General features: G+C 65.8%; 14 protein-coding genes and 2 tRNA genes. 9 read left to right on the top strand and 7 right to left on the bottom strand.

Going from position 1 to position 13,643, the window contains the following annotated elements; all coding sequences use genetic code 11:
• Positions 1-4 precede the first annotated feature (4 nt).
• Entirely contained in the window at positions 5-367 is a 363-nt protein-coding gene (locus GTZ99_RS07495; RefSeq protein ID WP_227711153.1) for a hypothetical protein, read from the bottom strand.
• 154 nt (positions 368-521) lie between these two features.
• On the opposite strand from GTZ99_RS07495, the gene thyA reads away from it, so the two are divergent.
• Positions 522-1,487: a thymidylate synthase gene (gene thyA, locus GTZ99_RS07490; RefSeq protein WP_161717614.1), complete on the top strand. Its 966-nt coding sequence runs from the start codon at positions 522-524 to the stop codon at positions 1,485-1,487.
• On the opposite strand, the gene GTZ99_RS07485 is transcribed toward thyA, so the two are convergent.
• A complete protein-coding gene (locus GTZ99_RS07485) occupies positions 1,484-2,035 on the bottom strand; it encodes a hypothetical protein (RefSeq protein ID WP_161717613.1) in 552 nt (183 codons plus the stop codon). The two genes, thyA and GTZ99_RS07485, sit on opposite strands and share 4 nt — an antisense overlap.
• 286 nt (positions 2,036-2,321) lie before the next feature.
• On the opposite strand from GTZ99_RS07485, the gene GTZ99_RS07480 reads away from it, so the two are divergent.
• Positions 2,322-2,398: transfer RNA gene (locus tag GTZ99_RS07480), tRNA-Asp, on the top strand.
• A 47-nt stretch (positions 2,399-2,445) separates the two neighbouring features.
• A tRNA-Asp gene (locus GTZ99_RS07475) sits at positions 2,446-2,522 on the top strand.
• A 192-nt stretch (positions 2,523-2,714) separates the two neighbouring features.
• On the opposite strand, the gene GTZ99_RS07470 is transcribed toward GTZ99_RS07475, so the two are convergent.
• The 4 genes from GTZ99_RS07470 to GTZ99_RS07455 form a co-directional block, all read right to left on the bottom strand.
• On the bottom strand, positions 2,715-2,951 hold the full coding sequence (locus tag GTZ99_RS07470; protein WP_161717612.1) for a DUF2842 domain-containing protein: 237 nt from the start codon (positions 2,949-2,951) through the stop codon (positions 2,715-2,717).
• A 27-nt stretch (positions 2,952-2,978) separates the two neighbouring features.
• Positions 2,979-3,554 (bottom strand): 5-formyltetrahydrofolate cyclo-ligase, encoded by a 576-nt coding sequence (locus GTZ99_RS07465; protein WP_161717611.1) that lies wholly within the window; start codon positions 3,552-3,554, stop codon positions 2,979-2,981.
• A gap of 304 nt (positions 3,555-3,858) precedes the next feature.
• The gene (gene zapA, locus GTZ99_RS07460) at positions 3,859-4,326 is read right to left on the bottom strand and encodes a cell division protein ZapA (RefSeq protein WP_161717610.1); all 468 of its coding nucleotides are present in this window, start codon (positions 4,324-4,326) and stop codon (positions 3,859-3,861) included.
• Entirely contained in the window at positions 4,323-4,586 is a 264-nt protein-coding gene (locus GTZ99_RS07455) for a hypothetical protein (RefSeq protein ID WP_161717609.1), read from the bottom strand. Before GTZ99_RS07455 ends, zapA begins: the two co-directional genes overlap by 4 nt.
• Before the next feature lie 312 nt (positions 4,587-4,898).
• Here GTZ99_RS07455 and tkt point away from each other — a divergent pair, with 312 nt between their 5' ends.
• From tkt to GTZ99_RS07425, 6 genes are all read left to right on the top strand, one after another.
• Positions 4,899-6,902, top strand: coding sequence for a transketolase (tkt, locus tag GTZ99_RS07450; RefSeq protein WP_161717608.1), 2,004 nt, complete (start codon positions 4,899-4,901; stop codon positions 6,900-6,902).
• Between the two features lie 15 nt (positions 6,903-6,917).
• Complete coding sequence (gap, locus tag GTZ99_RS07445; RefSeq protein WP_161717607.1) at positions 6,918-7,925, top strand: type I glyceraldehyde-3-phosphate dehydrogenase; 1,008 nt, start codon at positions 6,918-6,920, stop codon at positions 7,923-7,925.
• A gap of 76 nt (positions 7,926-8,001) precedes the next feature.
• Positions 8,002-9,198 (top strand): phosphoglycerate kinase, encoded by a 1,197-nt coding sequence (locus tag GTZ99_RS07440; protein WP_161717606.1) that lies wholly within the window; start codon positions 8,002-8,004, stop codon positions 9,196-9,198.
• A gap of 201 nt (positions 9,199-9,399) precedes the next feature.
• Positions 9,400-10,311, top strand: a complete 912-nt coding sequence (locus tag GTZ99_RS07435; RefSeq protein ID WP_161717605.1) for a class I fructose-bisphosphate aldolase — start codon at positions 9,400-9,402, stop codon at positions 10,309-10,311.
• Between the two features lie 102 nt (positions 10,312-10,413).
• Positions 10,414-11,100 carry a thiamine phosphate synthase gene (gene thiE / locus GTZ99_RS07430; RefSeq protein ID WP_161717604.1) on the top strand — a complete coding sequence of 229 codons (687 nt, stop codon included), beginning with the start codon at positions 10,414-10,416 and terminating at the stop codon, positions 11,098-11,100.
• Between the two features lie 98 nt (positions 11,101-11,198).
• The gene (locus GTZ99_RS07425) at positions 11,199-13,133 is read left to right on the top strand and encodes an OPT family oligopeptide transporter (protein WP_227711152.1); all 1,935 of its coding nucleotides are present in this window, start codon (positions 11,199-11,201) and stop codon (positions 13,131-13,133) included.
• Between the two features lie 54 nt (positions 13,134-13,187).
• Here GTZ99_RS07425 and GTZ99_RS07420 read toward each other — a convergent pair whose 3' ends face one another.
• Positions 13,188-13,637, bottom strand: a complete 450-nt coding sequence (locus GTZ99_RS07420) for a hypothetical protein (protein ID WP_161717602.1) — start codon at positions 13,635-13,637, stop codon at positions 13,188-13,190.
• Positions 13,638-13,643 lie beyond the last annotated feature (6 nt).

The raw sequence follows: 13,643 nt of genomic DNA, 5'->3' as shown, positions 1-13,643 counted from the left end.
TTTATCACATAGTATTATGGCGCAACGGGGCGGTGCCCGTTCGTTTTCCCGAACACATCATCTCTGGCACTGGCACCATCAGCACGCCCGCGCGCAGCGCCCGCCAGCCCAGTTCGGCCGATGGGCCATAGACCAGCACGCTGCCCGGCACGCGGCCATGACCCAGCAATGGCAGGCCTTGGCGGCTGGCCCAGGCGGCGGGCGTGTCGACACCCCGCAATGGTATAAGGATCGCCGCGCTGCTCATCAGCGGGACCAGCGTGCACAGGCTGAGGGCCACGCTGAGCAATCCCAATTGCAGCCGCATCAGCCCGGTGGACACCGGCCGGCGGGACGTAGGGGGCAGCGAGGTGGATGGCATGAGCATGGTGAGCGACCTTTGGCCTATGCCATAGCGCGCGGGGGCTGTGCTTCTGGTTTGCCTGCCCATACGTGGCAATATCTATGGGGCGGGGTTGGGCGGTGACGGGGCGTTTACGAATGGGTTGTGGCCCGCGTTTGACCGCGTTAGGCAGGCGTCCATGTCTCAGACCGACGCCCCCGCTTCGCCCGCCCTGTCAGCTTCGCGCCATTGGGAATGGCAATATCTGGACCTGATGCGCCAGATCCGCGATCACGGCAGCGAGCGTGTCGACCGCACCGGCGTTGGCACCAAGGCGGTGTTTGGCGCGACGATCCGTTGCGATCTGTCGGGCGGGCAGATGCCTTTGCTCTCGACCAAGCGGGTCTATTGGAAGACTGCGACGCGCGAATTCCTGTGGTTCCTGACGGGCGACACCAATATCCGCAACCTGTGCGCGCAGGGGGTGGAGATCTGGACCGATTGGCCATTGGCCCGGTACAACCGCGAAACGGGCGAGGCGCTCTCGCTGGCCGATTTTTCGGCGCGAATCGTCGCGGACGCCGATTTTGCCGCGCGCTGGGGCGATCTGGGCCCGGTCTATGGCAAGCAGTGGGTGGATTGGCCGGTGTATGATCCGGCCGGTGACGGTCTGTTCCGCCGCCGCCCGGCCGGGATCAATCAGGTGGCGCAGGTGATCGAATCGCTGCGCCACAATCCGGGCAGCCGCCGCCACATCGTCGAGGGTTGGAACGTGGCCGAACTGGACGGCATGGCCCTGCCGCCCTGTCACAAGACCTATCAGTTCCACGTGGCCGATGGGCGGCTGTCAGGCGCGCTGTATCAGCGCAGCGCCGATCTGGTGCTGGGTGTGCCGTTCAACCTGTGGGGGGCGGCGCTGTTCATCCGCCTGTTGGCGCTGCACTGCGATCTGGAACCGGGCGAGCTGGTGTGGATGGGCGGCGATGTCCACCTCTACAGCAACCACGCCGATCTGGTGGAGGCGCAATTGGCGCGCAGCCCGTCAGGCAGCGCGCATCTGGACATTGTCCGCCGTCCCGACAGCATGTTTGACCACCAGATCGGGGATTTTGTCGTCAGCGATTACGCGCCGCAGGCCCATCTGGCCGCGCCCGTGGCGGTTTAACGCAGCAGCGCGGCATAGGTGATCCGCCCCTGACCGCCGCGCGCCTGTGCGGGGGTGATGTGCCAGCGCATATGCGTCACGTCTTCGGGCCGGGCCGGGCGACCGAACAGCGTCAGCCGCGCCAGCCGGCCCCAGCTATAGCCCCCGTCGACCGAGACTTCCTCGCGGCCATCGGCGCTGCCTTGCCAGATCAGCGCGCGGGGCAGGGGGGTGACAATGACAAAGCCGCCGGTGCCGCCGACCGGCGCCGCCGCCTCGTGCCGCCACCGCAAAAAGGTGACGATCCGGTCGCCATGGTTCAGCGCGGTATTGCCCTTTGTCAGACTGTCCAGACGGCGGCCTGCGGGGGTGGTGCGCTCGACATGGATGGCGCTGGTCAGGGTGATGGCCGGCGCGGCGCTGACGGCCTGGCGCGAGGGCAGGGGCATCATCACCGCGATCCGCGCGGGCGCGGCGTTGGCGGGCATAGCGGCAATGGCCAGCATCCACCCCGCCGCCAGCGCGCGCACCAGCGCCTTTTTCCATTGATTCGTCGCGACCCTGAACATCGGCCCGGTCCCTTGCATTTGGTTAATGCCATTTAGGGAATAGCCCGGAAATAAAGCGTTAATGCCCCGGCAGGCGTACCGATTCCCGCGTTTTTGGTGGGCAGAGCGAACCATGCGGGTGCGATTCGCGGTTGGGGGTCTGACCCGTGCCATCCGCTAATCCGCAGAAATTCGCCACTTTCGTCAATAATTTGCAATTGTGTGGCAAAGGGCGTTGACAGGCCGCGCCACCTTCCTTAGAGGCCGCGTCACCCAAGGGGCGCTGCCCCAACGGAAACACAGGTGAGCGGGTGTAGCTCAGTTGGTTAGAGTGCCGCCCTGTCACGGCGGAGGTCGCGGGTTCGAGCCCCGTCACTCGCGCCACTTGTGATTTCGTTTGCGGGCCCATGCGTTTCTGGTCTCAGGGATGCGCGGGTGTAGCTCAGTTGGTTAGAGTGCCGCCCTGTCACGGCGGAGGTCGCGGGTTCGAGCCCCGTCACTCGCGCCACCTTGGGAACCTGTCCGGCCATGCCGGCGGGAACATGCTGGAGGGGTCCAGCAGCAACAAGCCGGCCTTCGGGTCGGCTTTTTTGTTGCCCGCGCCGGGCGCATTTCGTGACGCGCCCAAGGCGCGCGGGCGGGCGCGATTTTGTTGTCAATGACTACAATAAGGATGCGTTTATACGCGCCTAAGCTGCCTTCAGCCCCAGCGTCCCGTTTCCATCCAGATCAGGAACCGCCGCAAGGGCAGCAGCCACACCACGCCCAGCACGACATAGACCGGCGTCTGGCCCAGCGCGGGCCAGTTCTGGATCAGCGGCGCGACCCAGCGCGCGACCAGCCCGGCATAGACCCCCAGCGCCGCCAGCAGCGCCAGCATGCCCGCCGGGATGCGCCATGTCGGCGCGGTGCGAGGGGTGGGCTTGGGGTTGGTCATCGGATTTCCTTATGACGGCGAATCGGTTTACAGTGTGCCGAACAGGCGGGTGGGGGTGATCACCGCGCGCAACGGGATGTCGTGCGGCTCTGTCGGCAGGTCATCGGCCAATTGGCAATCCCACGCCAGCCCCATCGCCACCACCTGCGGATGGGCCGCCAGCCAGCGGTCGTAATGCCCGCCACCCTGACCCAATCGCGCGCCCTCCGCCGTAAAGCCGACCAGCGGGACAAAGGCGACATCGGGCGTCAACTGCGCCGCGTCATCGGCCGGTTGCAGCGCGCCGCCCCATGGCCCCGGCACCAGATCGGCATCGTCCCACGGATCGGTCCAGACGCGAAAATCCATCGGCGCATCGCGCCCCGCAAACCACGGCAGCGCCACGGTAAAGCCGTTTTCGATCAGCCATTTGCCATAGGCGCGCGTGGGGGCTTCATCGCCCACCGCATGATAGAGCGCAACACATCCCCCCACCGGCAGCGCCGTCACCACCGCGCCGGGCGGGCGCAAAAACACCAGATTGCGCATCACCGGCGGCAGGCTGGCCACATGGTCACGGCGCGACTGGCGCAAGGCACGGCGCAGGGCGGATTTGTCGGTCATTCGCAGGCTGTCATCCGCCACATGGCCCCGCCGCACGGGGCGGGGCGTCTCGCAAAAAGGGGTGACGGGACCACCATGGGTCGTTTGCTCGGAAAATCCTCTGACGCCTCGACGTCAGGTGGGGACCATATACCGTGAACCAGGATTCTCGGCAGGGACAGCCCCCTTGGATTGCTTATAGCCTCAGGGATGTTTCATGCGGCTCGTGCCGGGCAGTTCCCGTCACCCATGATGTAGGCGCGGGGCGCGGTAATCTCAAGAGGCATCTGCAAAGCGTTGATCCGGGCGCGGATCGGCGCGCGCGTTACAGCCCGCGCTCAATTTCGCCGGCAATGGCCTCCAGCCGTTCGGCCATGGCGATCAGGCGGTTGCGGCGGCGTTCGCTGGCGTCCTGCATCGCGGCGGCCACCGGCAGGGGGACGACCACCCCGCTATCGTCGTGGCCGTCATAGGCGGGCGCGCGATAGGGCGTTTCGGCCGGGATGGGCGGTTCGGGCATGGCGGCATGGGGGGCTTGCGCCAGCCCCATCTCGGCCACGGCGCTTTGGGCGCGGGCCGCATCCTCGGCCACCTGACGCAGTTCGACCACCTCATCGGCCAGCAACAGCGCGGCGAACAACAGCGACCTCACTTCGCTCTGCGCGACGGATTCGGGCAGTTCGTCCAGCTTTTCATCGATCAGCACGCCCAGCGCGGTGACATGCGCTTCCTCTCCCGGCGCGCAGGCCACGACATAATCGCGGCCCCCGACAAAGAGCGAGATATTGCTCACGCTGTGCCGTCCACCGGAGCCGCGGGCTTGGCCACCTCGGTCGCAATCAGGCCGTCCAGCAGGCCCAGCGCGTCACCCACCACCTCGCGCAGGCGCTCGTGCCGCACCTCCAGCTCGACCGTTTCGCGCGCCACGGCCAATTGCTGTTCCCTGCTGCGGCGCAGGGCGCAGTCCAGCCGCGCCAAGGCCGCCTCAACCCGCGACAGCGCTTCATCGACGCCCGCCTCATCCGGCAGGGCAAGTGGTAGGGCCCCCGTCATGGGCGCGCTTGTACCTGCAATCCCCTTTCGCGCAAACACCAGCTTGCTCCGCTTTCGTCCTGATACGTCAGATTACGCAGGAGATCGGGGGCGGGCTGGCCGACAGGTGGGGGGCTTTACCGCCAAGGTGGTGATTGGCGCGTTTTGGCACTTGCGCGCCGATTCGCCGATTCGTTCGCGCCGCAAAGCAATGCAATGCAGCAAAAAGCGCCTCTGACAGGTTGACGCGGGCGGGGGTGGGACGCAAAGGGTGCGCCACGAATCGCGCCAGTGCGAGCCATTGCATACCTATTCGGAGCCTGCGTCCCCGCCATGACCCAAACCGCCCAAAGCATGCAGTCGATGGCCAATGCCATCCGTGTCCTGTCGATGGATGCTGTGCAGGCCGCCAACAGCGGCCACCCCGGCATGCCGATGGGCATGGCCGATGTGGCCACCGTGCTGTTCAGCAAGTTTCTGAAGTTCGATCCGGCCCGCCCCGACTGGTCGGACCGTGACCGCTTCATCCTGTCGGCGGGCCATGGCTCGATGCTGATCTACAGCCTGCTGCACCTGACGGGCTATGCCCGTCCGACGATGGACGACATCAAGAATTTCCGCCAGTTGCACAGCGTCTGCGCCGGCCACCCCGAAAATACCGAGCTGGCGGGTGTCGAATGCACCACTGGCCCGCTGGGTCAGGGTCTGGCGATGGCGGTGGGCTTTGCGCTGGCCGAGCGTCACCTGAACGGCGTGTTTGGCGATGATCTGGTTGATCACCGCACCTACGTCATCGCGGGCGATGGCTGTCTGATGGAAGGCATCAACCACGAGGCGATCGGTCTGGCCGGCCACCTCAAGCTGGGCCGGATGATCGTGCTGTGGGACGACAACCGCATCACCATCGATGGCGACACCGACCTGTCGACCAGCGAGGACATCGCCGCGCGCTACACCGCGACCGGTTGGCATGTTGTGTCCTGCGATGGCCATGACTTTGCCGATATCGAACGCGCCATTGCCGAGGCGGCCGCTGATCCGCGTCCCTCGCTGGTGGCCTGCCGCACGATCATCGGCAAGGGCGCGCCCAACAAGCAGGGTGGCCATTCGGTCCATGGCGCGCCGCTGGGCGCCGCCGAGATCGAGGCTTCGCGCGCCGAACTGAACTGGACGCTGCCCGCGTTTGAACTGCCCGCCGATGTTGTGGCCGACTGGCGCGCGGCTGGTGCGCGTGGCGCTGCCGCCAGCGCCGCATGGGATGCGCGCGCCGCCGCCAATCCCAATGCCGCCGAACTGGCGCGCCGCATGGCCGGTGACCTGCCCGACATGGCGCAGGCCGAGACCACCTTTGCCGCGTGGCTGGAGGGCAGCCAGAAGGTCGCCACCCGCAAGGCGAGCGAGCTGGCGCTGGAAGTGCTGACCCCGGTGGTGCCCGAAATGGTGGGCGGTTCGGCGGACCTTACGGGCTCGAACCTGACCATCACCAAGGCGACGCCGCATCTCAACGCCGACAATTACGCCGGCCGTTATGTCTCGTATGGCATCCGCGAATTTGGCATGGCCGCGGCGATGAACGGCATGGCGCTGCATGGCGGCGTGCTGCCCTATGGCGGCACCTTCCTGGTGTTCTCGGACTATTGCCGCAACGCGATCCGCATGTCGGCCCTGCAAAAGGCCAAGGTGGTCTATGTCCTGACCCATGACTCGATCGGTCTGGGCGAGGATGGCCCCACCCATCAGCCGATCGAACATGTCATGTCGATGCGCATGATCCCCAATCTGGAGGTCTTCCGCCCCGCCGACGTGATCGAAACCGCCGAGGCGTGGAGCCTGGCCATCAGCAACACCGGCACGCCCAGCGTGCTGGCGCTGACCCGTCAGAACCTGCCGCAGCTGCGCAAGTCGGGTCCGAACCTGACCGCCAAGGGCGCCTATCGCCTTGAGGCCGCCGCTGCCCCGCGCAAGGTGGTGCTGGTCGCCACGGGTTCGGAAGTGGAAATCGCCATGGCCGTGCGCGCCGCGCTGGAAGAACAGGGCATTGGCGCCGATGTGGTCTCGATGCCCTCGATGTCGCGCTTCTTGGCGCAGGACGCCGCGTATAAGGCTGACGTGCTGCCCGCTGGCGTGCTCAAGGTCTCGATCGAGGCTGGCACCACGCTGGGCTGGCAGGCGATCACGGGCCTTGATGGCCTGAACTTTGGCATCGACACCTTTGGTGCCTCGGCCCCCGCTGACAAGCTGTATGACTATTTCGGTCTTACGGCTGCAAAGATCACGCCGCAGGTTGTTGCGGCTCTCCAGAACGCTCCGCGGCCCGCCGCGGATGTCCAGAACTGAAATAGGAGGAATTCCATGGCTGTGAAGGTTGCCATCAACGGTTTCGGTCGTATCGGGCGCAATGTGGCCCGCGCCATTCTGGAGCGTCCGGACTGCGGTCTGGAGCTGGTCTCGATCAACGATCTGGCCGATGCCAAGGCCAACGCCCGCCTGTTCCGCAACGACAGCGTCCACGGTCCGTTCAACGGCACCGTCGAGGTGGACGGCAATGACCTGATCATCAACGGCAAGCGCATTCAGGTGACCGCCGAGAAGGATCCCGCCAACCTGCCGCATGCCGCCAATGGCATCGACATTGCGCTGGAATGCACGGGCTTCTTCGTCGACCGCGCTGGTGGTCAGAAGCATCTGGACGCGGGCGCCAAGCGCGTGCTGATCTCGGCGCCTGCCAAGGGCGTGGACAAGACAGTCGTGTTCGGCGTCAACCACGAAACGCTGACCGCCGCCGACCTGATCGTGTCGAACGCGTCTTGCACCACCAACTGCCTGGCCCCGTTTGCCAAGGTGCTGCATGAAGCCATCGGTATCGAGCGTGGCCTGATGACCACGATCCACAGCTATACCAACGATCAGAAGATTCTGGACCAGATCCACAAGGATCCGCGCCGCGCCCGCGCCGCCGCGATGAACATGATCCCCACCAGCACCGGCGCCGCCGTTGCTGTGGGCGAGGTTCTGCCGACCCTGAAGGGCAAGCTGGACGGGTCCTCGATCCGCGTGCCCACCCCGAACGTCTCGGTCGTCGACCTGACCTTCACGCCCTCGCGCGATACCTCGATCGAGGAAGTGAACGCTCTGCTCAAGGCTGCTGCCGAAGGTCCGCTCAAGGGCGTTCTGGGCTACACCGAAGAGCCGCTGGTCTCGATCGACTTCAACCACGATCCGCACAGCTCGACCATCGACGCGCTGGAAACCGCCGTCATCGATGGCAAGCTGGTGCGCGTGCTGTCGTGGTATGACAATGAATGGGGCTTTTCCAACCGCATGCTGGACACCGCCGGCGCGATGGCAAAGTTCCTCTAAGCCGGAACAAACAGGGGCGGGGAGGGCAACCTTCCCGCCCTTTTCGGCTGTGGTTGGATGAATGTAGGGGTTAGAAATGGCTTTTCGCAAGCTGGACGATCTGGGTGATGTGACCGGCAAGGTTGCGCTGGTGCGGGTGGATTTCAACCTGCCGATGCAGGATGGCGCCGTGACCGAGGACACGCGCGTGCGCGCCGTCGCGCCGACCATTCTGGAACTGGCGGACAAGGGCGCCAAGGTGCTGTTGCTGGCGCATTTCGGCCGTCCCAAGGGCAACCGCGTGCCTGACCAGTCGCTGAGCATGGTGATTGGCGCGGTGGAAAAGGTGCTGGGCCGCGAAGTGATGTTCGTGCCCGAAATCGCCGGTGACATCGTCGCGCAGGCGGTGGGCATTTTGCAGGCGGGCGACATTGCCTGCCTGGAAAACACCCGTTTCTGGCCGGGCGAGGAAAAGAACGACCCCGAGCTGGTCAAGGCGATTGCCGCCAATGGCGATTTCTATGTCAATGATGCTTTCTCGGCGGCGCACCGCGCCCATGCCAGCACCGAAGGTTTGGCCCATGTCCTGCCCGCCTATGCCGGGCGCAGCATGCAGGCCGAGCTGGAAGCGCTGAGCCGCGCGCTGGACGCCCCGGAAAAGCCGGTGGCCGCCGTGGTCGGCGGGGCCAAGGTCTCGTCCAAGCTGGACGTGCTCAAGCATCTGGTGACCAAGGTGGACCACCTGATCATCGGCGGCGGCATGGCCAACACCTTCCTGGCCGCGCGCGGTGTGGATGTGGGCAAGTCGCTGTGCGAGCATGACCTGACCGGCACGGCCGAGGAGATCATGGACGCGGCGGACGCGGCCGGTTGCACCGTTCACCTGCCCTATGAGGTGGTGGTGTCCAAGGAATTTGCCGCCAACCCGCCGTCCTTGCGCACCTGCAACGTGCATGAGGTGGCCGCTGACGAGATGATCCTCGACGTGGGGCCCTCGGCGGTTGAGGCGCTGGCCGATGCGCTCAAGACCTGCAAGACGCTGGTGTGGAACGGGCCGATGGGCGCGTTTGAAACGCAACCCTTCGACGCGGCCACCGTCGCGCTGGCCCGCATCGCGGCGGCGCTGACCAAGGAAGGCAGCCTTGTCTCGGTCGCGGGTGGCGGCGACACCGTTGCCGCGCTGCACCATGCCGGGGTGGCCGAAGACTTCAGCTATATCTCGACGGCCGGTGGCGCCTTCCTGGAATGGATGGAAGGACGCGAATTGCCCGGCGTCAAGGCGCTGGAAGCATAAGACTATTATCCGGGCGGTTGGATCAGCGTGATCTGATCGCCCGGACGCAAAACTGATCGCTTTATTTTCACCGCCCCGTTGCAGGAATGCGCAGGGCGGTTTATCCGGCCCAAGTTTGCATACCTATGCGGCATACCTATGCACCGTTTCGCGGTGGCGCCGCAAGGGCAGGCAAAGGCCCATTGTGACAGGGAAAAACGTATGACCACCAAGGCTGTCCAGAAGATCCTCGCCAACTATGAGTCCGATAACCCCGGCGTGAAGGCCAATCTGCATCGCATCTTGATGCAAGGCCGTCTGGGCGGCACCGGCAAGCTGATCATCCTGCCGGTCGATCAAGGCTTTGAACATGGCCCCGCGCGCAGCTTTTCGGTGAACGCCCCGGCCTATGACCCGCACTATCACTATCAGATGGCGATCGATGCTGGCCTGTCGGCCTATGCCGCGCCGCTGGGCATGCTGGAGGCGGGCGCTGACAAGTTTGCCGGCCAGATCCCGACCATCCTCAAGGTGAACTCGTCGAATTCGTGGGCCGGTGGCGCCAATCAGGCCGTGACCGCCAGCGTTGACGACGCGCTGCGTCTGGGCTGCTCGGCGATTGGCTTCACCATCTATCCGGGCAGCGACGACTGCTTTGAAATGATGGAAGAGATCCGCGAAATGCGCGCCGAGGCCGCCAGCGTTGGCATCGCCACCGTCATCTGGTCCTACCCGCGCGGTTCGAACCTGCCCAAGAGCGGCGAGCTGGCGCTGGATGTGGGCGCCTATGCCGCGCACATGGCCGCCCTGCTGGGCGCGCACATCATCAAGGTCAAACTGCCCAGCAACCACATCGAACAGGCTGACGCCAAGAAGTGCTATGAGGGCACCGACTGGTCGGCGCAGGCGGACCGCGTGGCGCATGTCGTGCAGTCGTGCTTTGCCGGTCGCCGCATCGTGGTGTTCTCGGGCGGGGCGGCCAAGGGCGCCGACGCCGTCTATCAGGACGCGCGCGACATCCGCGATGGTGGCGGCAATGGCTCGATCATCGGCCGCAACACCTTCCAGCGCCCGCGCGACGAGGCGTTGGCCATGCTGGACAAGCTGGTCAAGATCTACAAGGGCAAGGAATAAGCCCGAGCGGCGGGGCCTGCGGGCCTCGCCCCTGATCGACAGGTCGCATGACGCGGGGGCCGCCTCTGGCCTCCGCGTTTGTTTTGTCCTATGGCGCGCGGCATGACTGATACCAATGACGCGCCCGTTTTCGAGCATTACCGCACACCCACCAAGATCTACCTGATCTCGCCCACTGAGGTCGGGGGTGATTTTCCCGACCGTCTGGCCCGCGTGCTGGCCGCAGGGCACGACAAGGATCACGGCGTGGTGGCGTTCCAGTTCCGCGTCAAGGGGCTGGACGAACACGCCGCGGCGCGTCTGGCCGAGCCGTTGCAGAAGATCTGCGCCGATGCCGATGTCAATTTCATCGTCAACGACAGCGTCTCGCTGGCCAAGCGGCTGGGCGCCGACGGCGTGCATCTGGGGCAGGACGATGGCGATCCCAAGGAGGCGCGCGAGCGTCTGGGCCGGGACGCGCAGATCGGCGTGACCTGTCACGACAGCCGCCATCTGGCGATGGACGCGGGTGAGGCGGGGGCCGATTATGTGGCCTTTGGCGCGTTCCACCCCACCACCACTAAAGAGGTCAAGCACCACGCCAGCCCCGATCTGTTGACCTGGTGGCAGGGCTTGTTCGAGATCCCCTGTGTCGCCATCGGCGGCATCACGGCGGACAATGCGGCGCCTTTGGTACAGGCGGGTGCGGATTTTCTGGCGGTGTCGGGCGGCATCTGGAACGGCGACGAGGTGGCCAACACCACCGCGCTGATCGCCGCCATTCGCGGCAGTTTCGTCAACGCCGCCTGAGTGCGGCGCACGCCTTTCCGCGATGGCGGGAAGGGCGGGTAACACCGCTGTCAGCACGGGGCTTTCCCTAGGGCGCGCGGCATGCCATGCTGCGCGCCATGACACACACTCCCACTCGTGAACTGACGCTGCGCGGCGTGTTGCTGGGCGCGGCGCTGACGGTGATCTTTACCGCCGCCAATGTCTATCTGGGGCTAAAGGTCGGGCTGACCTTTGCCACGTCGATCCCGGCGGCGGTGATATCCATGGCGGTGCTGCGCCAGTTTTCCGGCGCCACCATCCACGAAAACAACATCGTCCAGACCATCGCCAGTGCGGCAGGCACGCTTTCGGCGATCATCTTTGTCCTGCCGGGGCTGATCATGATCGGCTGGTGGGTGGACTTTCCCTATTGGCAATCGGTGGCGGTGATCGCGCTGGGCGGCATATTGGGGGTGATGTATTCGGTGCCTTTGCGCCGGGCGCTGGTGACGGGCACCGACCTGCCATACCCCGAAGGCGTGGCCGCCGCCGAAGTGCTGAAGGTGGGCGCGGGCGTGGGCGGCGAAGCCGAGAACCGCAAGGGATTGCGCGCCATCGTTGCGGGCACGGGCGTGTCGGCAGGCTATACCTTGCTGGCCAAAATCGGCCTGGTGGCCGAGGAATTCAGCCGACCTTTCCGTTTTGCCGGGGGCGCCACGGCGGTGTCCAGCAGCTTTACCCTCTCGCTGATTGGCGTTGGGCATCTGGTGGGGCTGAGCGTGGGCGTGGCGATGCTGATCGGCATGGTGGTCAGCTGGGGCGCGCTGGTGCCGATGTATAGCGGTGGGATGCCGGGCGATCTGGGCGATGTGGTCAGCACCGCTTTCCGCCACAAGGTGCGGTTTATCGGCGCGGGCACGATTGGTGTGGCGGCGGTCTATACGCTGTTGCGGGTGATCGGGCCGATTATGCGCGGTGTGACCGGCGCGATCGCGGCGCAGCGCGCGCGCGGGACCGGGCAGGGGGATGACCTGCCGCTGGCCGAGCGTGACATGCCCATCACCATCGTGGGCGCGGTGATCGTGGCCGCGATGGTGCCGATCGGCGTGCTGCTGGCCGGCTTTGCCCGTGGCGGCCCGATCGAGACGCATTTCTGGCCGGTGTTGATCGCCACTGTGGCGTTTGTGCTGGTGATCGGCGTGGTGATCGCCAGCGTGTGTGGCTATATGGCCGGGCTGATCGGGGCATCCAATTCGCCGGTGTCGGGCACGGGCATCCTCTCGGCGCTGGGGATTTCGCTGTTGCTGGCGGTGTTCTTTGGCCGGGACATTGATCCCGATGCCACGCGGGCGCTGGTGGCCTTCGCGCTGTTTGTCACGGCCATCGTGTTTGGCGTGGCGACGATTTCCAATGACAATCTGCAGGATCTGAAAACCGGCGAGCTGGTCGGCGCGACCCCTTGGCGGCAACAGGTGGCTTTGGTGCTGGGCGTGGTGTTTGGCGCGCTGGTGATCCCGCCGGTGCTGACGATGCTGAACCACACGCTGGGCTTTCAAGGCGCGCCGGGGGCGGGCGAACATGCGCTGGCCGCGCCGCAGGCCGCGCTGATCACGGCCATCGCGCAGGGCGTGTTGGGCGGTTCGCTGGACTGGAACCTGATCGCGATTGGCGCTGGCATCGGCGTGGTGGCGATCATCATCGACGAAGTGTTGCGGGCACGGGGCAGGGGCGCTTTGCCGCCGCTGGCGCTGGGCATGGGGATCTATCTGCCGATGGGGTTGACGCTGTTGATCCCGGTGGGGGCGTTTATCGGCCATGCCTATGACCGCTGGGCGCGCGGCGCGGCCGACCCCGCCTTTGCCGAGCGGATGGGGATGTTGGCGGCCACCGGCCTGATCGCGGGCGAAAGCCTGTTTGGCGTGGTGTTTGCCGGGATCGCCTGGGGCAGCGGCAGTCCGACGCCGCTGATGCTGATGCACGAGGGGTGGTGGAGCGCGCCGCTGGGGCTGGGTGTGTTTGCCGCCTGTGTGGGCTGGCTGTATCACGCCACGCGCCGGGCTGTGGCGGCATAACGCCGCGGGGAGCGGGGGCTGTGGCGGCGTGATCTTGCCGCCACCTTGGGCCCGCTATTGGTTGTTCAGCACCTTGCGCACACAGCGGATCGCGCCATCGGTGCCATCCGGGTTCAGTTTGCGCAGGAAATTGTCGGACAGGCGGTGATAGCGCTCGCCCTGTTTGGGGCCGGTGGTGATCCGCACCATGTCGCCCGTCGCCAGATAGGTCCCGCGCCCCAGTTTGGTCCGGTACATCGAGCCTTGCATGACGGTGAAATCCTCGCTGGGGAGGCGGACGCCCGCCGCGCCCATTGCGTCGCCGGGCAATTCACAGCTGAAATCGCCACGCTTGAGCGCGATCAGCGGGCCTTCGACATCGGCCTGTCGCGTGCCGGCGGCCACCGGCGCCGACCCCATGACCAGCATCGCCCCCACAGTGGCGCAAAACAGCACACCACCGGCATCACGCGGCCATGCCGCCAGCGATTGCCAATGGCCCCGCACCGCGCTAAGGGCGCCCATCCGCGC

Source organism: Novosphingobium ovatum (assembly GCF_009909235.1).
Classification (GTDB): Bacteria; Pseudomonadota; Alphaproteobacteria; order Sphingomonadales; family Sphingomonadaceae; genus Novosphingobium; species Novosphingobium ovatum.
Note: the sequence above shows the minus strand (reverse complement) of the source record. Positions and strands in the feature narration are given on the sequence as shown.